The 23,800-nt window shown below is 71.9% G+C and carries 18 protein-coding genes; 8 read left to right on the top strand and 10 right to left on the bottom strand.

Annotation, left to right across the window (positions count from 1 at the left end):
- Positions 1-332 precede the first annotated feature (332 nt).
- The 4 genes from AMK16_RS24570 to AMK16_RS24555 all read left to right on the top strand — a co-directional run bounded on the left by AMK16_RS24570 (position 333) and on the right by AMK16_RS24555 (position 5,864).
- Positions 333-2,072, top strand: a complete 1,740-nt coding sequence (locus AMK16_RS24570) for an N-acyl-D-amino-acid deacylase family protein (protein WP_073919405.1) — start codon at positions 333-335, stop codon at positions 2,070-2,072.
- The gene (locus AMK16_RS24565; protein WP_073919403.1) at positions 2,069-3,562 is read left to right on the top strand and encodes an aldehyde dehydrogenase family protein; all 1,494 of its coding nucleotides are present in this window, start codon (positions 2,069-2,071) and stop codon (positions 3,560-3,562) included. Before AMK16_RS24570 ends, AMK16_RS24565 begins: the two co-directional genes overlap by 4 nt.
- Positions 3,563-3,843: 281 nt before the next feature.
- Entirely contained in the window at positions 3,844-5,409 is a 1,566-nt protein-coding gene (locus tag AMK16_RS24560) for an APC family permease (protein WP_073919400.1), read from the top strand.
- A gap of 173 nt (positions 5,410-5,582) precedes the next feature.
- Positions 5,583-5,864, top strand: coding sequence for a hypothetical protein (locus AMK16_RS24555; protein ID WP_242438880.1), 282 nt, complete (start codon positions 5,583-5,585; stop codon positions 5,862-5,864).
- 89 nt (positions 5,865-5,953) lie between these two features.
- Here AMK16_RS24555 and AMK16_RS24550 read toward each other — a convergent pair whose 3' ends face one another.
- The 3 genes from AMK16_RS24550 to AMK16_RS24540 all read right to left on the bottom strand — a co-directional run bounded on the left by AMK16_RS24550 (position 5,954) and on the right by AMK16_RS24540 (position 7,879).
- Positions 5,954-6,523, bottom strand: coding sequence for a hypothetical protein (locus AMK16_RS24550; RefSeq protein WP_073919394.1), 570 nt, complete (start codon positions 6,521-6,523; stop codon positions 5,954-5,956).
- Positions 6,524-6,797: 274 nt separating this feature from the next.
- The gene (locus AMK16_RS24545) at positions 6,798-7,046 is read right to left on the bottom strand and encodes a DUF397 domain-containing protein (protein ID WP_073919392.1); all 249 of its coding nucleotides are present in this window, start codon (positions 7,044-7,046) and stop codon (positions 6,798-6,800) included.
- Positions 7,043-7,879 (bottom strand): helix-turn-helix domain-containing protein, encoded by an 837-nt coding sequence (locus AMK16_RS24540; protein WP_073919390.1) that lies wholly within the window; start codon positions 7,877-7,879, stop codon positions 7,043-7,045. Before AMK16_RS24540 ends, AMK16_RS24545 begins: the two co-directional genes overlap by 4 nt.
- A gap of 129 nt (positions 7,880-8,008) precedes the next feature.
- Here AMK16_RS24540 and AMK16_RS24535 point away from each other — a divergent pair, with 129 nt between their 5' ends.
- On the top strand, positions 8,009-8,437 hold the full coding sequence (locus AMK16_RS24535) for an ATP-binding protein (protein ID WP_073919387.1): 429 nt from the start codon (positions 8,009-8,011) through the stop codon (positions 8,435-8,437).
- Between the two features lie 4 nt (positions 8,438-8,441).
- Here the strand turns inward: AMK16_RS24535 and AMK16_RS24530 are convergent, their stop codons facing one another.
- The 4 genes from AMK16_RS24530 to AMK16_RS24515 form a co-directional block, all read right to left on the bottom strand.
- On the bottom strand, positions 8,442-9,302 hold the full coding sequence (locus AMK16_RS24530; protein WP_073919384.1) for a TIGR03619 family F420-dependent LLM class oxidoreductase: 861 nt from the start codon (positions 9,300-9,302) through the stop codon (positions 8,442-8,444).
- 105 nt (positions 9,303-9,407) lie between these two features.
- Complete coding sequence (locus AMK16_RS24525) at positions 9,408-10,535, bottom strand: ADP-ribosylglycohydrolase family protein (RefSeq protein WP_073919643.1); 1,128 nt, start codon at positions 10,533-10,535, stop codon at positions 9,408-9,410.
- A gap of 439 nt (positions 10,536-10,974) precedes the next feature.
- Positions 10,975-13,572, bottom strand: coding sequence for a bifunctional FO biosynthesis protein CofGH (locus AMK16_RS24520; RefSeq protein ID WP_073919382.1), 2,598 nt, complete (start codon positions 13,570-13,572; stop codon positions 10,975-10,977).
- Positions 13,573-13,612: 40 nt separating this feature from the next.
- Complete coding sequence (locus tag AMK16_RS24515; RefSeq protein WP_073919379.1) at positions 13,613-14,395, bottom strand: SDR family oxidoreductase; 783 nt, start codon at positions 14,393-14,395, stop codon at positions 13,613-13,615.
- A 939-nt stretch (positions 14,396-15,334) separates the two neighbouring features.
- On the opposite strand from AMK16_RS24515, the gene AMK16_RS24510 reads away from it, so the two are divergent.
- Positions 15,335-16,195, top strand: coding sequence for a hypothetical protein (locus tag AMK16_RS24510; RefSeq protein WP_073919376.1), 861 nt, complete (start codon positions 15,335-15,337; stop codon positions 16,193-16,195).
- A 240-nt stretch (positions 16,196-16,435) separates the two neighbouring features.
- On the opposite strand, the gene AMK16_RS24505 is transcribed toward AMK16_RS24510, so the two are convergent.
- From AMK16_RS24505 to AMK16_RS24495, 3 genes are all read right to left on the bottom strand, one after another.
- Positions 16,436-16,645 (bottom strand): DUF397 domain-containing protein, encoded by a 210-nt coding sequence (locus AMK16_RS24505; protein WP_073919373.1) that lies wholly within the window; start codon positions 16,643-16,645, stop codon positions 16,436-16,438.
- A gap of 201 nt (positions 16,646-16,846) precedes the next feature.
- Positions 16,847-17,731 (bottom strand): helix-turn-helix domain-containing protein, encoded by an 885-nt coding sequence (locus AMK16_RS24500; RefSeq protein WP_073919370.1) that lies wholly within the window; start codon positions 17,729-17,731, stop codon positions 16,847-16,849.
- 347 nt (positions 17,732-18,078) lie between these two features.
- Positions 18,079-18,813 (bottom strand): GOLPH3/VPS74 family protein, encoded by a 735-nt coding sequence (locus AMK16_RS24495; protein ID WP_073919367.1) that lies wholly within the window; start codon positions 18,811-18,813, stop codon positions 18,079-18,081.
- 1,228 nt (positions 18,814-20,041) lie between these two features.
- Between AMK16_RS24495 and AMK16_RS37450 the strand changes: the two genes are divergently transcribed.
- The gene (locus AMK16_RS37450; protein ID WP_242438879.1) at positions 20,042-21,640 is read left to right on the top strand and encodes a D-alanyl-D-alanine carboxypeptidase family protein; all 1,599 of its coding nucleotides are present in this window, start codon (positions 20,042-20,044) and stop codon (positions 21,638-21,640) included.
- Between the two features lie 85 nt (positions 21,641-21,725).
- Entirely contained in the window at positions 21,726-23,687 is a 1,962-nt protein-coding gene (locus AMK16_RS24485) for an MFS transporter (protein ID WP_443333602.1), read from the top strand.
- Positions 23,688-23,800: the final 113 nt, after the last annotated feature.

The raw sequence follows: 23,800 nt of genomic DNA, 5'->3' as shown, positions 1-23,800 counted from the left end.
CCCCGGGTGGCTCCGCCCCGAGCCGGTCGCCCGGACGGTACGGCCCCGGGCTCCCGCCGACCGCCGACCGCCGACCGCCGACTGCCGACGGCGACCGCCGACCGTCGACCGCCGGCCGGGGCGGTCCGGGGGCGGTCCGGGGGCGGAGGTCACCGCCCCGGGACGTCGCCCCGCCCCGCCCGGCCGGCCGGAAGGGCGGGAACGGCGAGAACGGGGTTGCGTCCCGCCCCGCCCCGCCCCGCCCCGCCCCGTCCCGTCCCGTCCCGCCCGGTCCGGCCGGGTACGCCCGAGACCCCGCCCGGGGTACGGCAGATGATCTGGAGGGAACCGTCATGCTCGACCACCTCATCCGCGGGGCGACCGTCGTCGACGGGACCGGTGCGCCCGCCCGCGTCGCAGACGTCGGCATCCGCGAGGGGCGGATCGCCGTCATCGCCGCCCCCGGAAGCGTCACCGAGGACGCCCGCACCACCGAGGACGCCGCCGGCCTCGTCCTGACCCCCGGCTTCATCGACCCCCACACGCACTACGACGCCCAGCTCTTCTGGGACCCCTACGCCACCCCCTCCATGAACCACGGCGTCACCACCGTCGCCGGAGGCAACTGCGGCTTCACCCTGGCCCCCCTCAACCCGGCCCGCCCGGAAGACGCCGACTACACCCGCCGCATGATGAGCAAGGTGGAGGGCATGGCCCTCAAGGCCCTGGAGGAGGGCGTCGAGTGGACCTGGTCCACCTTCGGCGAGTACCTCGACGCCCTCGAAGGCCGGATCGCCGTCAACGCCGGCTTCATGGTCGGCCACTGCGCCCTGCGACGCCACGTCATGGGCGAGGACGCCGTCGGCGGCCGGCCCACGCCGGAGCAGATGCGGCAGATGCTCGACCTCCTGCACGACGCCATGAACGCCGGCGCCTGGGGCCTGTCCACCACCCAGTCCTCCACCCACTCCGACGGCGCGGGCGCCCCCGTCGCCTCCCGGCACGCCGAGCCGGCGGAGCTCCTCGCGCTCTCCCGGGCGGTCGGCGAACACGAGGGCACCCAGCTGGAGGCGATCGTCGCGGGCTGCCTCGACCAGTTCTCCGACGAGGAGATCGACCTCTTCGTGGAGATGAGCGCCGCCGCCGGGCGCCCGCTGAACTGGAACGTGCTGACCATCGACGCCTCCGTCCCCGAACGGGTCCCGCGCCAGCTCGTCCCCAGCGAACGCGCCCGCAAGGCCGGCGGCCGGATCGTCGCGCTCACGATGCCGATCCTCACCCCCATGAACATGTCGCTCGGCACCTTCTGCGCGCTCAACCTCATCCCCGGCTGGGGCGAGGTCCTCGGCCTGCCGGTCCCCGAGCGCATCGCGGAACTGCGCGACCCCGCCGTACGCGCCGAGATGCTGCGCCGCGCCGGCAGCAAGGAGGCCGGCGTCTTCCGGCGCCTGGCCGACTTCGGGCGCTACGTCATCGGCGACACGTACAGCGAGGAGAACGAGGGCCTCTCCGGCCGGGTCGTGGGCGACATCGCGGCCGAGCGCGGCCAGGACGCCTTCCACTGCCTGGTGGAGATCTGCGCCCACGACGACCTGCGGACGGTGCTCTGGCCGATGCCGACCGACAACGACCCGGCCAGCTGGGCGTTGCGCCAGGAGACCTGGCAGCACGAGGACGTCATGCTGGGCGGCTCCGACGCGGGCGCGCACCTGGACCGCATGTGCGGCGCCCCCTACACGACCCGCTTCCTCGGCGACTGCCTGCGCGGCCGCCGGCTGGTCCCGCTGGAGCAGGCGGTACGGATGCTCACCGACGACCCGGCGCAGCTGTTCGGGCTGCGCGAGCGCGGCCGGATCGCCGAGGGCTTCCACGCGGACCTGGTCCTCTTCGACCCGGAACGCATCGAGGCGGCCCCCGCGACGCTCGTCCACGACCTGCCCGGGAACAGTCCGCGGCTGGACGCGCGCGCCGTCGGGATCGTCTCGGTGCGGGTCAACGGGGTGGAGACCATCCGCGACGACGAGGTGACGGGCGCGGTGCCGGGCATCGTGCTCCGGTCCGGCCGGGACACGAGGACGGTGAGCACCCGATGAACAGCGGCGGCGGTACCCGCCCCGAGCGGGCGCAGCGGCTCTACATCGGCGGCGAGTGGGTGGAGCCGGCCGGCGGCCACTACGAGGTGGTCAACCCGGCGGACGAATCGGTGGTGGGCCTGGCCCCCGAGGCGTCGCCCGCCCAGGTCGAGGAGGCGGCGCGGGCCGCGGCCGCGGCGTTCGGGGCCTGGTCCCGTACGGAGCCGCGGGAGCGGGCGGCGATCCTGGACCGGGCCGCGGACATCATCCAGCGGGAATGCGAGCCGTGGGCGGCCCTGGCCCGCGCCGAGACGGGCGCCCCGACCGGGATCGCGCGCGGCATGCAGGTCGGCGTCGGGGTCTCGCGCTTCAGGCGGTACGCGACGGGCGCCCTGGAGCCGGTGGAGCGGGGCCTGCCGCCGCAGGTGACGGAGGCCGGCCCGATGGGGAGGGCCGCCGTGCTGGGCGCGCTGGAAGTGCGCCAGCCGGTCGGGGTGGTCACCTGCATCACCTCCTACAACAATCCGTGGGCGAACCCGGCGGGCAAGGTGGCCCCGGCCCTCGCCATGGGCAACACGGTGGTGGTCAAGCCGGCCCCGCAGGACCCGCTGTCGGTGTTCAAGATGGCGCAGGCGCTGGCGGAGGCCGGCGTCCCGGCGGGCGTGGTCAACGTCGTGGGCGGGCAGTCGGCCGGGGTCGGCGAGGCGGCGGTGGCCTCGCCCCACGTGGACATGGTCTCCTTCACCGGCTCCACGGCCGTCGGCCAGCGCATCGCGGAGGTCTGCGGCCGGACGATGAAGCGGCAGCTGATGGAGCTGGGCGGCAAGGGCGCGGCGGTCGTCCTGGAGGACGCCGACCTGGACGCGGCGGTGCTGGGGATCGGCACCACCTTCTCCTTCTACTCGGGACAGATCTGCACGGCTCCGACGCGGGTGATCGTGCACCGGTCGGTCTACGGGGAGCTGGTCGGGAAGCTCACCGGCTACCTGGCGCACATGAGGGTCGGTGATCCGGCGGAGCGGGGCACGGTGGTGGGTCCGGTGATCTCGGCGGCGCACCGGGACCGCGTCGAGTCGTACATCGAGCTGGGCCGCAAGGAGGGGGCGCGGATCGCGTACGGCGGCGAGCGCCCGGTGGTCGGCGGGTCGGGCAAGGGCTTCTACGTGGCACCGACGCTGCTCGTGGACTGCACGAACGACATGCGCGTGGTCCGGGAGGAGATCTTCGGCCCGGTGGTGGTGGTCGTCCCCTTCGACGGGGGCGAGGAGGAGGCGGTCGCGCTGGCGAACGACAGCGACTTCGGGCTGCTCAGCTACGTGTGGTCCGGGGACGTGGCGCGCGCGTTCCGGGTGGCGCGGCGGCTGCGGGCGGGCGGGGTCGGGGTCAACACGATCGGCCGGAACATGGAGGCGCCGTTCGGCGGTTTCAAGCGGTCGGGGGTGGGGCGGGACGTCGGGTCGTACGCGCTGCACGCCTACAGCGAGGTGCAGTCGATCGTCTGGCCGGGCTGAGCGGCAGGGGCAGCGCGGACAGGGCGAGGGGACGTGCCGCGGGGGAGTGACCGCCGTCACACGGGAAAGTTCATATCGGATCAAACCGGGCAACGCTGCGGTTTCCGCATAACGGAACCCTCTGTCCGACTCCTCCTGAACTACGGCCGCTCGGCAAAGTGAGCCTTGCATTGCGAGGTCGTGCACCATTTCGACCTCACCATTCGAAGGGATTTCCCGGTCACGATATCCGGACTGAAAGCCTCCAGATGTGGAAAACGCGGCGTCTAACGTCCTGACCCATGACACAGCTGGACGTCCGGCCGCGGGTCGGAGACACGGTAAGCGGCGTCGCCGAGGGCGATGTTCGCGGCAAAGGACTCGGCAAGGGGTCCGTCGGACTCGTGGGCAGCGCCGTCATCGGCATCTCCACCGTCGCCCCGGTCTACTGCCTCACCTCGACCCTCGGCTCCACCGCCGGCGAGGTCGGCGTCCAGATGCCCGCCGTCTTCCTGGCCGGCTTCCTGCCGATGCTCCTCGTCGCCTTCGCCTACCGCGAGCTCAACAAGGCCGTACCGGACTGCGGCACCTCCTTCACCTGGACCGTCAAGGCCTTCGGCCCGCGGATCGGCTGGATGTGCGGCTGGGGTCTGGTCATCGCCACGATCATCGTGCTCTCCAACCTGGCCGGCGTCGCCACCTCCTACTTCTGGCTGCTGGCCGGCGAGATCACGGGCAGTCCCGCGATCGCCGCCCTGGACGACCACAAGGCCGTCCACCTCGTCACCTGCCTCACCCTCATCGCCGCGGCCACCGCCATCAGCTACCGCGGCATGACCGCCACCAAGGGCGTCCAGTACGCCCTGGTCGGCCTCCAGCTCGCCGTCCTCGCCGTCTTCGTGACCATGGCCCTCCAGAAGGCGGCCGCCGGCACCTTCGACACCGGCCTGGACTTCTCCTGGTCCTGGATGAACCCCTTCGCGGTCGGGTCCATGGCGTCCTTCACCGCCGGACTCTCGCTCTCGATCTTCATGTACTGGGGCTGGGACGCCTGCCTGGCCACCAACGAGGAGACCACCGGCTCCGCCAAGACCCCCGGCCGCGCCTCGCTCATCGCCATGGCCGTCCTGGTCGGCTCCTACCTGGCCACCGGCGTCGCCGCCCAGCTGGCCGTCGGCTCCGGCGGCGAGGGCCCCGGCCTCGCCAACGAGGAGACCTCCGGCAACGTCTTCGCCGCCCTCGCCGGCCCCGTCATGGGCCCCGCGCTCGGCATCCTGCTGTTCGTCGCCGTCCTGGCCTCGGCCGCCGCCTCCCTGCAGACCACCTTCATCCCGGTGGCCCGCACGGTCCTCGCCATGTCGACCTACCAGGCGCTCCCGGCCTCCTACGCCAAGGTCCACGAGCGCTTCAAGACCCCCGGCCGCGCCACCGTCGTGGCGGGCGTCGCCACCGGCGCCTTCTACACGGTGATGACCCTGGTCAGCGAGAACGTCCTCACCGACACGATCTTCGCGCTCGGCCTGATGATCTGCTTCTACTACTCGCTGACGGCCTTCGCCTGCGCCTGGTACTTCCGGAGCGAGCTGCGCCGCTCCGCCCGCGACCTGCTGTTCAAGGGCCTCTTCCCCGTCCTGGGCGGCCTGCTGCTCGCCGCGGTCTTCTTCAAGACCCTGTACGACGCGTGGGACCCCGGCTACGGCTCCGGCTCCGGCATCCCCGGCCTCGGCGTCGGCAACGTCTTCGTCATCGGCGTCGGCCTGCTCCTCCTCGGGCTGGTCGTCATGTTCGTCACCGAACGCCGCAGCCCGGCCTTCTTCCGGGGCGAGGTCCTGACCAAGGCCACCCCGGCCCTGGTCGTCGAGGACTGACCCCGCGCCGCCTCCCCGCGCCTTCCACCCGCCCTTCCCCGCCTTCCACCCGCCCTTCCGCGGTGCCACCGCCCGCGACCCCGCAGCGTCCCCCGGTCCGGGTCCGCGGGCGCTTCGGCCGGCGCCGCAGTGACCCGGGCGGCGCCGGGGTCGTTGGGCGGGACATGAACGCCATGAAGCGCAGCCTTTCCGCCCTGGTCCTCACCGGCGGCGCCGCCCTCGCACTCACCCCCGTCGCCGCGCACGCGGACGAGTCCGCGGTCCAGGGCCCCCCGATCACCCAGCGCATCGGCGACATCGTCGACCACCCGGGCCAGGCCGTCCAGGACACCAAGACGGCGGTCGGCGTGACCGCATCGGCCGCCGGCTCCGCCACCAAGGCCACCGACGCCTCCCTCGCCAGCGCGGGCACGGCCCTGGCCGCCGGTCTGCCCAAGCCCCCGAAGGTCGGCTGACCCCGCCGGTACGCAAACACGGCGCCGGCCCTGCTACCGAGCTGCGGTAGCAGGGCACGAACCGGTCCGCCGGTGCGGACCTGCGGGGTTCAGCAGAACTTGTCGATCGCGGCCCTGAACGCGGTTTCGAAGGCCTTGTCGAAAGCGAGCTGGGCCTCCTGCTTGGCCGTCAGATTCCTGTTGTTTTTCTGCGGCGGCGCGGAGTCGCAGTTGTTGTCGCGAGCCGCCTGCGCTCCTGCCGCGAAGCCCTCCTTGGCGCCCCGCGCGCGCTCCTGGTCGACCAGCTTCTTCGTGGCGGCGTCCGTCGCCTCCTGACCGCCGAGGCAGGTGGCGCTCGCGCCGCCCTCGGCCTGCTGGAAGGCCTGCCACTTGCCGGCCGGGACGTCCCCGCTGGCGAACTTCCCGTCGGGACCCGCGATGGCGCTGCCCGCCCCCGCACCGTCCGTCTGGTCGAGGATCACCTTGAGGCCCGGCTTGTAGCCCTCGCCGGTGATCTTCACCTTGGTCGCGTCCGCAGGGTTCCCCTGCGCCAGACATGAGGCGGCGGCGGGCGCCGCGGGCGCCGTGGGCGCCGTGGCCCATGCGGCGGCTGAGGGGCCGAGGATGAAGGAGCCGGCCATGAGCGGGAGCACACAGAGGCGGGTGGTGCGTCGGTTCATTGGGTTTCACTCCCAGAGAAGGGGAGACAGGGGAAAGCGCGGATCACGGGTCCGTGGCAACGCCCGGGCATGGAATGCCCGGCCGGAGCCGGCTCGCGGTGGCGCTCACCGCCATCGGCGGCGGCGCATCGACACCGCCGTACGTGCGCCGCGGGCCCAGGGCCTCGCGTTCTCCGTTCCACCAGCCGTCAGGCAGGCGGCGGTCGGGGGACGCAGGGGTGTCCGTCGCTCCCATCGTCCCCCGCCCCGACCCCCGTGTCGACCGGACGCCCGCTCAGCGCCGGGGGACGACCCCGCCCAGGAAACCGGCCCAGGCGGCGGGCGCTACGGTCAGCTCGGGACCGGCCGTCACCTTCGAGTCCCTGATGTGGACGGAGTCGGCGCAGGCGGCCACCTCGACGCAGCTGTCGCCCTGGCTACCGCTGTAGGTGGACTTGTGCCAGGAGAGGGCGACCTCGACGCAGTCGTCGCCCTGGCTGCCGCTGTAGCTGCTCTTGAACCACCGCAACGGGGAGCTGTTCACAACGAACCTCGCATTCGCATCAACAGGCCCGCGCTGTCCGCAGGGTTGAGGGCCTGGATGCGAAGTTTGGCATACCGCTGGTGCAGCAGGCTGATGTCTTTCGGGTCGGAGATGACCTGACCCGTCTGCTGTCCCTCGCTGTACCCAAGCCACTCGTGTTCCTCGGTTTCCAGAAGCTGGAAGGGGCCGTCGGTGCCCGCGTGCACCGGCTGGACCGTCGGCATGATCTGGATGTCGACATTGGGCAGCTCCGCGCATTCCAGGAGTCGGTCGACCAGCTCCCGGGTCACCTCCAGGCCCCCCGTCCGCCGCTCGACCAGTGCCTGCTCGATGATGAAGCTGAACAGGATGTACGGGGTCCGGTGGAGCAGCTTCTGCCGTTCCGTCCGCGCCGAGACGCGGGCCTCGGCCTCCTCCGGGGTCACCACGGGCGGGACGTTGTCGATGAGCGCCCGGGCGTAGCACTCGGGCTGCAGCAGACCCGGTACGGACCGGCACTCGTACGTGTTGAGGGTGACCGCCCCCTCCTCCAGTTCCGCCCACCGGCGGAACCAGGACGCCAGCCCGCGCCGCCGTGTCAGCTGCTTCGCCGCGATGTCGATGACGCCGAAGGTGTCCAGTACGGACTCGGTCTTGTGGACGAACTTCTGCGAGGGGTGGCGGCGGCCCTGTTCCACCGAGCCGACGTACTGGACCGAGTACCCGATCAGCGGTGCCAGTTGCTCCTGGGTCAGGCCGGCCCGCTTGCGGGACGCCTTGACCGTCTCGCCGAAACTGCGCAGGTTGTCATCGGGCTCCACCTCGTCGTCACCACTGTCCCCGGCACTCGCCATGGCGGTCACCTCCCCGACAGGAATGTTCACGCGCCGTGACTCCGCGTGTCCAGGGCGGCCACTCGTACAGTTGGTTTGTACGAGTCGCGGTGTTGTCGAACTGCCCAGGCCGCGCGGGACGTTAGGTGCATGACCACATCCTCCGGGCCCGCCCCGGACCTCGTACGCGTGTTCACTCAGCGTTTCACCTCTACCCGGCGCGGCGCCCGCCTCGCCCGGCAGCTGGCCCTCGTGGAGCTGCACGACTGGGGCATCCCCGAATCCACCGCGCTCTCCGCCGACGCCGGCATCCTCGTCGCCGAACTCGCCGCCAACGCCGTCACCCACGGCCATCTCCCCGGGCGGGACTTCGAGCTCCGGATGACGCTGCTCGGCGCCGTCCTGCGCGTGGAGGTGTCCGACGCCCGCCGGGACCGCCGGCCAGTCCCGCGGCCGCACGGCGACCAGGCGGAATCCGGCAACGGACTGCGCATCGTCGAGGCCGTCGCCGCCGACTGGGGAGTCCGCGACCGGCTGGTCGGCAAGACCGTCTGGGCGGAGCTCCCGGCCGGCGGGTGACCGGTCAGAGGTACTGCGCGTACACGTCCAGGGCGCGCAGGATCTCCGCCTCCGGGGCCGACGGGAGCTGGAGGACGACCTCCTCGATACCGAGGTCGGCGTAGTGGCTCATCTTGCCCGGCGTGGGCTGGACGGCGTACGGGACCACCTGGAGGGCCTTCGGGTCGCGCCCGGCGGTCTCCCAGAGCCGGCGCAGCACCGGCAGGGACTCGGTGAGCCCGCCGCCGCCGATCGGGAGCCAGCCATCGGCGTGGTCGGCGATGGCGGTGAAGAGCTTCGGGCCGGCCGCCCCGCCGATGAGGGTGCGCGGGCCGTGCAGCGGGACGCCGGGGGCCAGCTCGCGCGGCGCCTGGACCGGCTTCGGGTGGGCCGAGCTGGCCTGGACGCAGGAGAACTCGCCGACGTACGCCACGGGCTCCGGGGCCCACAGGGCGCGCATCAGCGCCATCCGGTCGCGGACGAGCTCCCGGCGGGTGCGCCACTCGACGCCGTGGTCGGCGGCCTCCTCGACGTTCCAGCCGTAGCCGATGCCCAGGGTGAAGCGGCCTCCGGAGAGGTGGTCCAGAGTGGCGACCTGCTTCGCGAGGCCGATCGGGTCGTGCTGGGCGACGAGGGTGATGCCGGTGCCGAGGTGCAGCCGCCCGGTCACGGCGGCGGCCTGGGCGAGGGCCACGAAGGGGTCGAGGGTGCGCCCGTACATCTCCGGGAGTTCGCCCCCCATGGGAGCGGCGGTCTCGCGCGCGACGGGGATGTGGGTGTGCTCCGGCAGGTAGAGGCCGGCGAACCCCCGCTCCTCCAGGCTGCGGGCAAGACGCACGGGCGAGACGGTGCGGTCGGTGAGGAAGACGGTCGTGGCGATCCGCATGGCTTCTGGCACCTCCGAGACGTGGGACCCGCAAGATTACGGTCCGCGCGTCCGGATGGTGAGGGGATGTCAGGCCGATGGCGGCGGGCTGCCCGCGGCAGGCAGTCAGCCGCGCGGGTAGCGGGCCAGCCAGCCCGGGGAGGTGACGGCCGAACCGTGCAGGGTCGGCCCCTGGGTCATCTCCAGGGCGAAGTCGTCGCACAGCTCCAGCAGCGTGGCGCGGCCCTCCAGGTCGGCGAGCCAGGCGGCCGGCAGCGCCGTCTCGCCGTGGAGGGCGCCCAGCAGCGCCCCGCACAGCGCCCCGGCGGCGGCCGAGTCCCCGCCCTGGTTGACGGCCAGGCGCAGGCCGTGCGCGATGTCCTCGGCGACCAGGGCGCAGTACACGGCGGCCCCGAGGACGTCCTCCGCGCTGTGGCCCGCGCCGGGCGCCAGGCCCTCCACGGCCTCGGGGCCGGGCGCGCCCCGGGTGACGGCCGCGAGGGCCCGCTGGAGGGCGTCGGTGACGGGCTGGTGGCCGGGGCGGGCCCCCAGCAGCCCGAGGGCGCGCTGGACGGCGGAGTCGAGGGCGTCGCCGCGCGTCACGCCGTGGACGATGACGGCGAAGGCCCCGGCGGACAGGTAGGCGGCCGGGTGGCCGTGGCTCTGCGTGGCGCATTCCACGGCGAGTTGCAGCACCAGGGCGGGCTCCCAGCCGACCAGCAGCCCGAAGGGCGCCGAGCGGGCGGTGGCGGCCGCGTCGCGTGCGGCCGGGTTCTTCGGGTGGGCGAGGGTGCCGAGGACGTCGTCGGCGAAGCCGGTCATGCTGGCGCGGTCCGGGTCGCGGCGGGCGTAGAGCCACTCCTGCTGCGCCAGCCAGCCGTTGTCCGCGCGGCGCTCGTCGGGGCCCCAGTCGTACTGCGTGGCCGCCCAGCGCAGGTAGGCACGGTGGACGTCGGTCGGCGGGTGCCAGGCGCCGGTGTCCCGGCGTACGTGGGCCCGTATCAAACCGTCCACGGTGAAGAGGGTGAGCTGGGTGACGGCGGTGACCGCGCCGCGGCGGCCGTGGGCCGGAGCGGGGCCGGTCAGGCCGGCGCGGCCGTGGGCCTCGCGGATGGCGTCGAGGGACAGGCCGGTCAGGGGCGCGCCGAGGGCGTCGCCGAGGGCGCAGCCCAGCAGGGTGCCGCGGACGCGGCTGCGGAAGTCCTGCTGCTCGGTGCGGCCCCACAGGCCGGTCGTGGCGGAGGCCGTGCGCATGCCGCGGCCGTCGGTCGGCCCCGAGGGGCCCGACCGCCCGGCCGGGCTCACGACTCCCGCAGCTCTCGACGCGTCGGACGCGTCCGACGCTCCCGGCGGGAGGGGGGAGCGCAGGAGGCCGCCCGCGGAGCGGCCGTCGGGTGCGCCCGAACCGGCCACCGTGCCCTGAATGACCACTGCGCCCGAACCGGTTGTCGCGTCCACCGTGTCCACCGTCCCCCGCCCGTGCCTGCCGTCGCCCCCGCGACAGCGCTGGCGCGCACTGTAGTGGACAGCATCGATCGAATCCGGAAGCAGTCTGTCAGGCGGCCCGTTACCGGGCGCAGAACGGCCGGAACCCGAACAGTTCCAGCCGCGGGGCAGGCCGATGACCCGCTGTGCCGGTTGCCTCGCGTGCCCGTGCCCGTGTCCGTGTGCACGTCCGCGTCGGCCTCCCGGCTCAGTCCACTACGGGCAGCAGCTGTGGCAGGTGCCCGTCCGAGGCGCGGGCTGCCTCCTGGCGTTCCCGCGGCACCTCCCCGTACAGCGTCGTACGGGCCTTCGCCGGGCGCCCCGCCGCCTCCGCGACCGCGACCAGGTCCCGGACCGACTTGTACGAGCCGTAACTCGAACCGGCCATCCGCGAGATGGTCTCCTCCATCAGCGTCCCGCCCAGGTCGTTCGCCCCCGACCGGAGCATCTCGGCCGCACCCTGCGAGCCGAGCTTGACCCAGCTCGTCTGGATGTTCGGGATGTGCGGGTGCAGCAGGATCCGGGCCATCGCGGTGACCGCCCGGTTGTCGCGGACCGTCGGGCCCGGCCGGGCGATGCCCGCCAGGTACACGGGCGCGTTCGTGTGGATGAACGGCAGCGTCACGAACTCCGTGAAACCCGCCACGCCCTTCTCCAGCGCCGCCTGCTGGATCCGCACCAGCGTGCGGAAATGGCCGAGCCAGTGCCGCGGCTGGTCCACGTGCCCGTACATCATCGTGGACGAGGAACGGATCCCCAGCTCGTGCGCGGCGGTGATGACCTCGATCCAGTCCGCCGCCGGCAGCTTGCCCTTCGTCAGGATCCAGCGCACCTCGTCGTCCAGGATCTCCGCCGCCGTACCGGGGACGGAGTCCAGCCCCGCCTCCTTGGCCGCCGTCAGCCAGTCCCGTACGGACATCCCCGTGCGCGTCGCCCCGTTGACGACCTCCATCGGGGAGAAGGCGTGCACGTGCATGCCGGGGACGCGCTGCTTCACCGCGCGCGCGATGTCGAAGTACGCCGTCCCGGGCAGGTCGGGGTGGATGCCGCCCTGCATGCACACCTCCACCGCGCCCACCTCCCACGCCTGGGCCGCGCGGTCGGCGACCTGGTCCAGCGACAGCGTGTAGGCGTCGGCGTCCGTGCGTCGCTGCGCGAAGGCGCAGAAACGGCAGCCGGTGTAACAGACGTTCGTGAAATTGATGTTGCGGGTGACGATGTAGGTGACCTCGTCCCCGACGGCCGACTTCCGCAGGTCGTCCGCGATCCGGCAGAGCGCGTCCAGGGCCGGGCCGTCCGCGTGGAGCAGCGCGAGGGCCTGTGCGTCCGTGAGCCGCGTCGGGTCGTCGGCGGCCTGCGCCAGCGCCTCCCGCACGTCCGTGTCGATGCGCTCCGGCAGCATTCCGGGCGCGGCCGCCTCGCGCAGCGCCTCCCAGTCGCCGTAGACGAGGTCGAAGTCCCCGCGGCGGTCCCCGGTGCGGCCCTCGGTGTCGATGGCGGCGTGCAGATCGGTGCGGCCGTACGCCGTCGCCGTGAAGCCCTCGTCCGGCTCCTGCCACGGACGTCCCTCGACGCGCGCCGACACGTCCGCCAGCCCCGTCAGCGGATCGGCGAGCGCGCGCACGTGCGGCAGCAGCCGCGGATCGAGCCACGGCTCACCGCGCTGGACGAACTCCGGATACACGCACAGCCGCTCGCGCAGCTCGAAACCGGCCGCCGCGGACTGCTCGGCCAGCGCCTCGATCTGGGGCCAGGGGCGCTCGGGATTGACGTGGTCCGGGGTCAGCGGCGAGACGCCGCCCCAGTCGTCGATCCCGGCGCCGATCAGCCGGGCGTACTCCCCGTCGACGAGGTTCGGCGGCGCCTGGAGGCAGGCCGAGGGTCCCATGATGTGCCGGGCGACGGCGACCGTGGCCACGAGGTCGTCCAGCTCGGCATCCGGCATGCCGCGCATCGCCGTGTCCGGCTTGGCACGGAAGTTCTGGATGATCAGTTCCTGGATGCCGTGGTAGCTGCGCGCGACACGGCGCAGCGCGAAGAGCGACTCCGCGCGCTCCTCGTACGTCTCGCCGATGCCGATGAGCAGGCCGGAAGTGAAGGGGACGGAGGAGCGCCCGGCGTCCTCCAGGACGCGCAGCCGGACGGCCGGCTCCTTGTCGGGGGAGCCGTGGTGCGGGCCGCCCGGCTCGGACCACAGGCGGGTGGCCGTCGTCTCCAGCATCATGCCCATGGACGGGGCGACCGGCTTGAGCCGCTGGAAGTCGGCCCAGGACAGCACGCCCGGGTTGAGGTGCGGCAGGAGACCGGTCTCCTCGAGGATCCGGATGGAGATGGCCCGTACGTAGGAGATCGTGTCGTCGTAGCCGTGGGCCTCCAGCCACTCGCGCGCCTGCGGCCAGCGGTCCTCGGGCTTGTCGCCGAGGGTGATGAGCGCTTCCTTGCAGCCGAGCGCCGCGCCGCGGCGGGCGATGTCCAGGACCTCGTCCGGGGACATGTACATCCCGTGGCCGGCGCGGCGGAGCTTGCCGGGGACGGTGACGAAGGTGCAGTAGTGGCACTTGTCGCGGCACAGGCGGGTGAGGGGTATGAACACGCTCTTCGAGTAGGTGATGACACCGGGCCGGCCGGCGGCGGCGAGCCCGGAGTCCCTCACGCGCGCCGCGGACGCGGCGAGGTCCTCCAGGGCCTGTCCGCGCGCCTGGAGAAGTACGGCCGCCTCGGTCGCGTCGAGCGCGACGCCGTCGCGGGCCCGCCGGAGCGCACGGCGCATCGCGTTGTCGGTCGGGACGTCACTCGGAGTGGTCATGCCGTGAGCATACGATCCGCTCCCGGTGCGGCGGAGGACGTCATCGCATAAGCTCACCGGCGTTGACCAGCAGTGACTGGCCGGTTATCGACCGCGCCCGGTCGGAGGCGAGGAAGGCGGCGGCGTCGGCGACGTCCCCGTCGGTGGCGAGGTCGGGCAGCGCCATCCGCTCGGTGAGGCGGGCGCGGACTTCGGCTTCGGAGACGTTCTCGGTGTGCGCGGTGAAGGTGACGAAGGCCTGCACCGGCGGTCCCCACATCCAGCCCGGGAGCACGGTGTTGACCCGGATCCGATGCGGTCCGAGCTCGCGGGCCATCGAGTACATGGCGGAGGTCAGGGCCCCTTTGGAGGCGGCGTAGCCGGCCTGCTGGACCTCGTTGGGCGCGGCCACGGCGGACTGCGTCCCGATGATGACGACGGAGCCGCCGCGCTCCTTGAGGGCGGGCAGGCAGGCGCGGGTCATGCGCAGGGTCCCGAGCAGGTTCACGTCGAGGATCTGCCGCCAGGTGTCGAAGTCGGCGTCCTCTAGGCCGCCGAAGTAGGAGTCCCAGGCGGCGACGTGCACGACGGCGTCCACACCGCCGAAGCGCTCCTGCGCGAGCGCGGCGAGGGCCCGGCACTGCGCCTCGTCGCCGATGTCGGTGGGCAGGTAGGCGGTGTGCCCGCCGCCGGGATCGATCTCGGCGGCGGACTTCGCCAGATTGGCCTCGGTCCGCGCCCCGAGAACGGCGTTCCCGCCGTCCCGCACGACGGTGGCGGCCACCTGATGCCCGAGCCCGGCCCCGACGCCGGAGACGATGACGGTCTTCCCAAGCAGCAGCACGACGGCCTCCGGGGGGTGGGGGGGGTGGGTTGGGCTGGTGGGGTGTGGGGGTGTGCGGGTGATGGGGGTGGTCCGTACGGCGGAGATTGACGGTGCGTCAGGTTAGGGGAGCCGGGCGGGGTTGGGAAGGGGGGCGGGGCGGGGCGGGGGCTTCGGGGGTCGGGGTCTGCGCTGGTCGGTATCGGGGGTGGGTTGGGGGGTTCCCGTCAGTCTCATCGTCTCTCCGTGTCGGGCCGGGCCCTCAAGGGCGCTCCCTGCGGTCGCGTCGCTTCGCGATGGCCTTCGGCCACCCTTGACCGCCCGTCCCGCCCCGGACATACGAAGACTGCCGGGAACCCCCCAAAGGAACGGGCCGGGGGACAGAGAGACATTCGGGGAGATCAGAGAGCGGACTGTCCGCTTCGGCGGCCATGTTCCGGCCCGGGCCCGTAGGCAGGCACGTCCGGGTCGGGGGGCGCATCAGATCGCTACACAGTTCTCTCGCATGGCGGCTGCCACTCGCTTGTGCGCCGCCCGCCGTCTTCGACGACGTCTCCGACGCCTTGGCCCTCCCCGGGCCTAGGAGCAGGCCGGCAATGAGGCGGGGAGGAGCGGCAAGGGCGGAAGGGGGCGCTTGAGCGTCCTTCGGGCGGCTCAGCCAGCCCTTATCGGAGCCTGACGCTGAACTTTCCGCCGCCACACTCCGTCAGGCGGCTTTCCCGACCCCACTTGGGCGCCAAATGCAGACAAGCTGCCCACATTCGCCGTCCCGGAGACGTGTGCAGCGACCTGAGGCGGCTTACGTCCGGCCGCAAGCAAGTGGCAGCCGCCGAACAGGAGACGTGTGTAGGAATCTGTGGCGGCTTACACCCAGCCAAAGATGCAGACGACATCTATGTGTCACATGCTGAACCCGTCCCACCCCTCCCGATCTGACGTCACATCAGCTAGACCGGTGCCATGACGACAGGAGAGCAGGACCAGCAGCCGGACACCCGCGCGGCGGACTACGCCGAGCTCGCGGCCGTCGGCCCCTACGGTGTCCGCCCCGGCCATGCGCTGATCACCATGGTGGAGCCCCACCCGGGGCACGAGTACGCCTACAACCGCTGGTACGAGGACGACCACTACTACGCGGGCGCCATGGCCATGCCCTGGATGTACGCCGGCCGCCGCTGGGTCGCCACCCGGGAGCTCCAGGAGCTTCGCTACCCCGAGAAGTCGGCCGTCGCCCAGCCCGTCACCGCCGGCTGCTACCTGTCGACCTACTGGGTCACCCAGGGCCGCTACGACGAGCACATGAAGTGGACGGTCGGCATCAACAAGCGGCTGAACCGCGACGGGCGCGTCTACCAGGACCGCACCCACGTCTTCACGGCCTTCCAGGACCACGTCGCCACCGTCTACCGCGACGGTGCGGCCGGTCCGCGGGACTTCCACGCCCTCGACCACCCGTACGCCGGTCTCGTCCTTCAGGTCGTCGACGCCGAGGAGGCCGGGCAGCGGGCCGGACTGCTGGAGTGGCTGCGCACGCGCGCCCTGCCGAAGCGGCTGCACGGTTCTCCGTCGGCGATGGTCACCGTCTTCCGCCCCACCCCGCTCCCGGGCGACCGGATGACCTACGTCAAGCAGGTCGAGGGGGTCGAGACCCGTCTCACGCTGCTGTGGTTCCTGGAGCAGGACCCGAGGGAGTGCTGGGACCGTTTCCAGGGGATGGACACCGAGGTCGCGCAGGCGGGACTCGGGCGGGTCGAGCTCGTGGCGCCCTTCGTCCCCACGGTCCCGGGGACCGACCGGTACGTCGACCAGCTGCGGCACTGAGCGGGCCCGATCCGTGTGCCCGATCCGTGTGCCGGATCCGTAGGTCCGAGCCGTACGCGGACACGGCCGAGCCCCCTCGGCCAGGACGGCGGGCCGGACGAGAGGGCTCCAGTCAGTGGTGCTGATCGTGCGGGTCCTGCTGTTCGTACGAGTGCTGCTGTTCGCACGAGTACTGCTGTTCGTACGAGTACTGCGTCTGCGTCCTCGCATGCGAGTTGACCGGGGCGCATGCCGTGACGCTCAGGCGAGACGTCCCAGCCGGCCCTCGGTGACACCGTCGACGAAAGAGGTCCAGGAGCCGGGCGCGAAGGTGAGGGACGGGCCGTCCTGCACCTTCGAGTCGCGGACCGCGATGGCCTCCACGACGGGGGACTTGACCTCGACGCAGGCACCGTTGGCGGAATAGGAAGACTTGGTCCAGTTGTCCGTGGCGCCCTGACGAATAGCCATGTGTTTCTCCGGTTCGGGAGTAGTTCGTTGTCGTGTCGGCCACTTCTCCGGCTGACCTGATCGACGCTACCCGCAGCTCCCGACGGCTGAAGGAACCATTCACCCGACCGGGTGGCATATTCCATTGAGGGCTTCTGCGGCCGGGGAGTGACGGTGTACCGTACCGGCCCGCTCCGTCAAGCCCTCCGGATTCCGGAGTGTTTAACGGCTCTTGCCTGCATATTGGTCGATGATCTCGGAAATGAACTGCTGTGTCTGGTCGACATTGAGGGCCTGGGCGCGCAGGTGCTCGTACATCACGCTGTACTTCTGCACGTCGTTGGCCTTCTCCAGGTACAGGTCGCTCGTGACGCCCTCGATGTAGACCACGGTCGAGTCCGAGGCGTCCGGGAATTCGAGAATGGCGTACTGCCCGTTCACACCGGGGTGCGCCCCGAGCGCGAACGGCATCACCTGGACCGTGACGTGCGGCTGCTGGGACTGCTCTATCAAGTACTCCAGCTGCCGGATCATCAGTTCCGCATCGCCCACGCGCCGGCGCAGTGCGGCCTCGTCGATGACCGCCCACAGGCGCAGCGGCCCGAGTTCCGGGTTGTTGTTGTCCGTCTCGGAAAGCCGCTTCTGGCGGTGCATCCGGACCTGGACGCGCTTCTCCACGTCGGCCGGAGCCGTCTCGGGCCAGGCGCCGCGGACGAGCGACTGGGCGTACTCCGTGGTCTGGAGCAGCCCCGGGATCACCAGTGGCTCGTAGGTGCGCAGGCTGGCGGCGTCCGTTTCCAGACCGATGTAGACGCTGTACGGGATGTCGCCGAAGGCGTGCCACCAGCCCTGCTGGCGGGAGTCCTTCGCCATCTGCATGAGCGAGTCCACGAGCCGGGGGTCCTCCACCTCGTACACCTCGCACAGGTCGCGGACGTCGCGCTGGCTGATGGAGCGGCGGCCGTTCTCCAGCCTGCTGATCTTGGACTGGGAAACGAGAAGGCGCTCTGCGACCTGTTCGGCCGTCATGCCCTTGTCCTCGCGGAGCTTGCGCAACTCCATGCCCAGTCGGCGGCGTCGGACGGTGGGATTGACATTGGACGCCACGTGAACGGCACCTCCGCCTTCTTCTGTTGCTGTCTCTCCGCGTGTCTGATGTTGAGCAGACTGCCACCGAAATGTGCGGTGCCGCTGGGGAACGGCCCGGAAAAACAGACGCGCGGGGTGTCGGGACCGGCGGACCGGCCTCGTCACCCCGCGCGCTGGCGGATGGCCGGCCGCGCCTTCAGGGGCGTCGGTCGCGGCACTGGCGGTGCGTGGGCACCGTGTTGACGGGCACCGGCACTGCGCCGGCGTTGCGCACGCACTGCGTGGCGCTCGTGGAACTGATGGCGCTCGTGAAGCAGATGGAGCTGGTGGAGCTGGTGGAACGGTGGAACTGGTGGAGCGGTCGATCAGTGCGCGGCCGCGCGGGCCATCGCGCCCGTCCGGCGCGGCTGCAGCGGAAGGCTGCCGGCCGTGGCCCGGACCGGTGGTGCCGGTGCGCGGTCGCGGCGCGGCTGTGCAGCCACACCGTTCTGGACGTCCATCACGGCGTGCGCCACGAGTCCGCCCATCGGGTCGTGCCGGATCAGGTCCCTCAGCCGGGACCTGGACGACCGCCCCTCGTTGCCGGGGTACAGGTGCTTGCCGAGTCCGACCGCGTGGGCCAGTGCGGCGAGCGCCGCGGTCCGCGGGTCCGGCGGTACACCGGTGCGGATCGCACTGTCGAGCCGGGCACGGATCTCCCGGCTGATCGCCGTGTCCGTCGCCTGGTAGCGAGTCGTCGGCAGCACCCCGCACATCTGTCCCGCGACGGCATGCACCATGCCGCAACGCTCCAGGTGAGCGAGGTATATCTGGCGCAGCCCCAGTCGGGGTCCGCCTATCCAGTGGACGGCCCGTACCGGGCTGCCGCGCCTGCGCAGCAGTTCCAGTGCGGAGTCCAGAGTCGGATCTCCTGTCGGCCGTGGCATCACCACGGCGATACGATCCCCGTCAGGGGCTATCCGTCCTGCCAGAGCCAGCTCCACTAGCTGTGCCCCGGCCAGGCCGAGGTCGAGCGACTGCGGCTGCGCCGTGGTACCCGTGGCCGGGTCCAAGGCGAGCAGCAGAAGCTCCTCCGGAATTGTTCTGCGGCTCCTGCCCATCCATGCCTCCCCGCGTGGATGAGTGACAGGGTGACGCCTCTCACATTCATCTGTCGAGAGCGCCTGACCGCTTTGCGGGGGAACCCGCAGCTATGTCGTTCTCGTCTAGCGCGGGGGCGATGCCCCCGAGACGGGACACTGTTAGACATTCGGACAGCCGGACGTGGCGGCGATGGAGGAGGAACTGGTGGCGGGCGAGTCCCCCGACAAGTCGGTAGATGAAGGAACGCCGGGGGCGGCGGAGTCCTCCGCGGAGCGTGATCCGAGGCTTTCGGTGTTGCGGCCGCGAGGTCCTGAGGAAGGGTCGGGTGCCCCGGCCGATCGGGCGGCCACCGCCGGCTCCGGCGACCGGGACCCGCTGCGGGACGCGGTGGCGGCGTGGGTCGCGACGGCGGATGCGGAGCCCGGCGACGCCGGTGCGGATGCGGATGCGGATGCGGAGTCCGCCGACGCCGGTGCGGACGAGCCCGCTGCGGCCGAGGCGTCGAGTCCGGCCGAGGCCGCAGACCGCACGGAGGAGGCGAAGCCCGCTCCGGACGCGTCGAAGGACACTCCGGAACAGAAGTCCGGCGCCACCGGCCGCGACGGGGAGACCCCGGCGCGGAAGCCGGCTGCCGACGAGCGGCCGGCTGATTCCGCTTCTGTATCGGATCCTGCGTCGGAGCCGCCGAAGGACGGCGGGGGGAAGGAGCCGGGAAGCGGCGATCGCGCGGCTGCCTCCGACAAGCGTTCTGATGATTCCGGTTCGGATTCCGGTTCGGATTCCGATTCTGGTTCTGGTTCCGGTGCTGGCGCGGGTGCCCCTGTGCAGGGGTCGGCTGACAGCGAGCGCACTGCCGTTTTCCGTGCGGTGAAGCCCGCTGTCGCCGGGCGGCCTGATGGTTCCGCTTCTGCCACCGGCGCTGCCAAGGGTGCCTCCGGGCGGGAGGCCGGTGAGGCTGCCCGCAGCGACGGGTCCGGTGAGCGGTCCGGTGGTTCCGGTACTGGTTCCGCTTCCAGGTCGGAAGGCTCCACCGGGGAGTCGGCTGACAGTGAGCGCACTGCCGTTTTCCGTGCCGTGAAGCCCGAGGGCGACGAGCGGCCCAAGGGTGCCCCGTCCGATTCCGGTTCTGGCTCGGGGTCGCGCTCCGGGTCGGGGTCGCGTTCCGACGACGCCGCGGGAGCCGTCAAGGAGCCTGCCGCGCGCGAGCGGACCGGTGTGTTCCGGATTCCGAAGACGGATGCCGAGGTGGAAGCCGCCGACAGCGAGCGCACCGCCGTGTTCCGCGCCGTGAAGCCGCCGCCCGCCGCCGAGCCGCCGAAGGCCAGCACCTTCGTACCCCTGCGCACCGACGAGCCCGGTCAGCAGCCGAAGACGCCGCCGCCCGCCGCCAAGGCACCGGCCGCCAAGGCGCCGGTCACGGATCCGGCCAAGGCGCCGTCCTCCGCCGCGACACCGTCCAGCAAGGCCGCCCCTCCGGCGGCCCCGGCAGCCCCGGCGGCCCCGGCCAGGCCCGCCTCCCTGGACCGCGCCGAGCGGACCACCCAGCAGCCCCTGCCGCCCAAGCCGCCGCTCGACATGCTGGCGGACCTCACGAACAACCCGCCCCCGCCGCCGAGCCCGCTGCGCACCGCCATCCGGCGGTTCAAGATCTACTTCCCGCTCGTCGTGCTCCTCGCGATCATCCTGGCCGTCGTCCAGCTGGTGCGCCCCCTGCCCCAGCCGAAGCTCGTGATGACCTCGAAGTCCTCGTACACCTTCGGCGGCTCCAAGCCCGAGCTGCCCTGGCCGAGCGAGGGCCAGGCCTACATGGCCGCGGCCGGCCTCGGCTCGCTGGGGCAGTCCGGCGAGCAGAAACCCGTACCGATCGCCAGCGTCACCAAGTCGATGACTGCCTACATCATCCTGCGCGACCACCCCGTCAAAAAGGGTGACCAGGGTCAGATGATCGATGTCGACAAGACGGCCGAGACCGAGGGCAAGAAGAACAACTCGACCGACAACGAGTCCACCCTCGACACGGTGAAGGAGGGCGACAAGATCTCGGAGTACGACGCGATCGCCGCCCTCATGATCCCGTCGGCCAACAACATCGCGCGGCTGCTCGCGCGCTGGGACTCCGGTTCCCAGGAGGCGTTCGTCAAGAAGATGAACGACACCGCCAAGGAACTCGGCATGGCCAACACCACCTACACCGACCCCTCCGGCCTGGACGCGACCACGGTCAGCACCGCCGAGGACCAGGTGAAGCTGGGCCTGAAGCTCGTCGAGATCGAGACGCTGCTGGACATCACCAAGAAGCCCAGCTGGGTCGACCCCTCGGGCAAGAGCTGGCGGAACTGGAACGGCCTGGTGCCGTACAACGACTCCCTCGGCATCAAGACCGGTACGACGACGAAGGCCGGCGGAAACCTCCTTTTCGCCGCCCAGAAGAAGGTCGGCAACACCAACCAGCTGATCGTCGGAGCCGTCCTCGGCCAGCACAAGCCGCCGATCATCGACAGCGTGCTCGCCGCCAGCAAGCAGCTGATGATCGCCACCCAGAAGGCCCTCGAAGGCGCGCCCGTGGTGAAGAAGGGTGATGTCGTGGGGTACGTGGACGACGGTCTCGGCGGCAGGACGCCGGTCGTCGCCACCGCGGACGTGCAGGCGGTCGGCTGGGCCGCGCTGACCGTCGACGTGAAGCTGGTGGACGGCGGGGGCAAGATCCCGCAGACCGCCAAGGCCGGCACCGAGATCGGTGTCCTCACCGTCGGTGACGGCGCGAGCCAGGTCAAGGTGCCGGTGGCGCTGCAGAGCGACCTCGCCGCGCCGGGCATCGGCAGCAAGCTGACGCGCGTCGGCTGACAGCCGGTGAGAGCGTGGATCCGGTGCCCCGGGCAACCCCGGGGCACCGGATCGCGTCCCCCGTCCCGGGACGTGGACGGGTGCGATGCGCGTGCGTGTGCGCGTCGTGTGTGGATTCGGGTTGGGGAGTGCGGCAGTGACCACCGCTGAGCAGGAGCAGGACCGACACGGGGAAGCCGCTCCGTCCGCCGCTGACCGTGCCCGTCCGTCAGAGCCGTCAGAGCTGTCAGGGCCGTCAGGGCCGTCAGGATCGTCCGGGCTGTCGGATACGCCCTCCGGCGGTATCGGGAGGCGGGTCGTCGACCTGGCCCGCCGTCACCCCGTCGCCGTGGCCACGCTCCTCGCGGGCGTGCTCCACGTCGCCTGGTTCTTCAGCTTCGCCAACAGCGGCGGCGACCTGGCCGCCCAGGACGCCTGGGCCGAGTTCGTCGGACGCCACCCCGACTCCGCGTACAACCTCGCCTGGTACGGCGGCATGCATCCCGTCTCGTACAGCGTGGTCTCGCCCTACCTCATGCACATGCTCGGCGTGCGGACCACGATGATGATCGCGGGCACCGCTTCGGCCGCGCTGCTCGCCCTCGTCCTGACCCGTTGTCGCGGGGCCGTGCGCGAGCCCCTGTGGCCCGCCCTGGCCGGGGTGTACGGGCTGCTCTGCAACGCCTTGTCGGGCCGGGTCACCTTCGGTCTGGGCGTGATGTTCGCGCTCGGCGCGGTCGCCGCCGTCTTCTGCTGGCCGCGCAAATGGGCTGACCGGCGCTGGGCCAAGGCGGCCGCGGCGGCTCCGCTGGCCGGGCTCGCCACCGCCGCCAGTCCCGTCGCCGGGCTCTTCCTCGGGGTGATCGCGGCCGCGCTGTTCCTGAGCGGCAGGCGCCCCGGCGCGTACGCCCTGGGCCTGGCCCCGGTCGCCGTGGTCGGGTTGTCTGCCTGGCTGTTCCCCTTCTCCGGGACGCAGCCGATGAAGCTGGGCTCGGCGTGGCTGCCGTTCGTGTTCGCGCTGGCGATCTTCTTCCTCGTTCCCGGGCGCTGGAAGACGGTCCGGATCGCCTCGGCCGTCTACGCCTTCGGGGTCTACCTGACCTGGCAGATCGACTCCCAGGTCGGCTCGAACGTGACCCGGCTGGTCATGCTGTTCGGCGGGGCCGTACTGCTCGCGGCCCTCCCGTACTCCTCCCGGCGCTCGCGACACTGGTACGCGGTAGTGCTGGCCTTCGCCGGCCTGAACATCTGGATCACCACCAACAGCATCACGGACATCGTCCGCACCACCCCGGTGGCCGCCTGGAACCGGGAGCTGGCCCCGCTCGTCGACCAGCTCCAGAAGGCGGGCGCCGACCGCGGCCGGGTCGAGGTGGTCCCGGCCAGCAGCCACCGGGAGTCGTCCGCGTTCCCCTCGTACGTGAACCTGGCGCGCGGCTGGAACCGGCAGGCGGACCTGGAGCGCAATCCGCTCTTCTACGACGACACCCTGAGCGCCGACAGCTACCGGGCCTGGCTGGAGCGCTGGGCCGTGCACTACGTGGTGCTGCCCGCCGACAAACCCGACTCGGGCGGTGAGGACGAGGCGAAGCTGGTGCGCGGCGGCCTCCCGTACCTCCAGCAGGTGTGGGGCGACGCGAACTGGCAGCTCTTCAAGGTCCACGAGCCGACGGACCTGGTGAGGGGCCCGGCCACGGTGGTGCGGGCGGGCGCCGACCAGCTCGTCATCGACGTGAAGCGGGCCGGACGGGTGCTGGTGCGCATCCCGCACTCGCCGTGGCTGGGGCTGGTGGACGGGGCGGGCAAGGCGGTGGCGCCCCCGGAGGAGACCTTCGCGTCGAAGGCGCGGGGGACGGCCGTGAAGGAGTACGCGAACACGGCGGGCTGCCTGTTCAAGGCGGCTCCGGACGAGGCCGGGGACGTGTGGACGGAGCTGTTGGCCCCCGCGCCGGGGGAGTACCGGGTGGCGGCGAAGTACCAGCTGCCCCGGGGCACGCCCTGCCCGGAGGCGCTGGTCTACGGCGCACCGGGGGCGCCGGAGCGGCCGGCGCCGTCCCCCGGGCCCTGATCGCACGGCGGCGGTGAAAAATTCTTTACCGACCGGTCCGGGTGCGTTGGTCCGTATATCTGCATACGATCCCAGTAGTCCGATTGGGTGCTTCCCGAAGGAGTTGACCACGG

This window comes from Streptomyces sp. CB00455 (assembly GCF_001905445.1).
In the GTDB taxonomy this organism is placed as follows: Bacteria; Actinomycetota; Actinomycetes; order Streptomycetales; family Streptomycetaceae; genus Streptomyces.
Note: the sequence above shows the minus strand (reverse complement) of the source record. Positions and strands in the feature narration are given on the sequence as shown.

Coding starts and splice junctions, on each gene's coding strand:
- AMK16_RS24540 (WP_073919390.1), bottom strand. CDS start 7,879: ATGGCGAGTGCCGGGGACAGTGGTGACGACGAGGTGGAGCCCGATGAC.
- AMK16_RS24550 (WP_073919394.1), bottom strand. CDS start 6,523: ATGAACCGACGCACCACCCGCCTCTGTGTGCTCCCGCTCATGGCCGGC.
- AMK16_RS24495 (WP_073919367.1), bottom strand. CDS start 18,813: ATGGGCAGGAGCCGCAGAACAATTCCGGAGGAGCTTCTGCTGCTCGCC.
- AMK16_RS24485 (WP_443333602.1), top strand. CDS start 21,726: ATGCGCGTGCGTGTGCGCGTCGTGTGTGGATTCGGGTTGGGGAGTGCG.
- AMK16_RS24570 (WP_073919405.1), top strand. CDS start 333: ATGCTCGACCACCTCATCCGCGGGGCGACCGTCGTCGACGGGACCGGT.
- AMK16_RS24525 (WP_073919643.1), bottom strand. CDS start 10,535: ATGCGCACGGCCTCCGCCACGACCGGCCTGTGGGGCCGCACCGAGCAG.
- AMK16_RS24555 (WP_242438880.1), top strand. CDS start 5,583: ATGAAGCGCAGCCTTTCCGCCCTGGTCCTCACCGGCGGCGCCGCCCTC.
- AMK16_RS24505 (WP_073919373.1), bottom strand. CDS start 16,645: ATGGCTATTCGTCAGGGCGCCACGGACAACTGGACCAAGTCTTCCTAT.
- AMK16_RS24565 (WP_073919403.1), top strand. CDS start 2,069: ATGAACAGCGGCGGCGGTACCCGCCCCGAGCGGGCGCAGCGGCTCTAC.
- AMK16_RS24560 (WP_073919400.1), top strand. CDS start 3,844: ATGACACAGCTGGACGTCCGGCCGCGGGTCGGAGACACGGTAAGCGGC.
- AMK16_RS24530 (WP_073919384.1), bottom strand. CDS start 9,302: ATGCGGATCGCCACGACCGTCTTCCTCACCGACCGCACCGTCTCGCCC.
- AMK16_RS24510 (WP_073919376.1), top strand. CDS start 15,335: ATGACGACAGGAGAGCAGGACCAGCAGCCGGACACCCGCGCGGCGGAC.
- AMK16_RS24535 (WP_073919387.1), top strand. CDS start 8,009: ATGACCACATCCTCCGGGCCCGCCCCGGACCTCGTACGCGTGTTCACT.
- AMK16_RS24520 (WP_073919382.1), bottom strand. CDS start 13,572: ATGACCACTCCGAGTGACGTCCCGACCGACAACGCGATGCGCCGTGCG.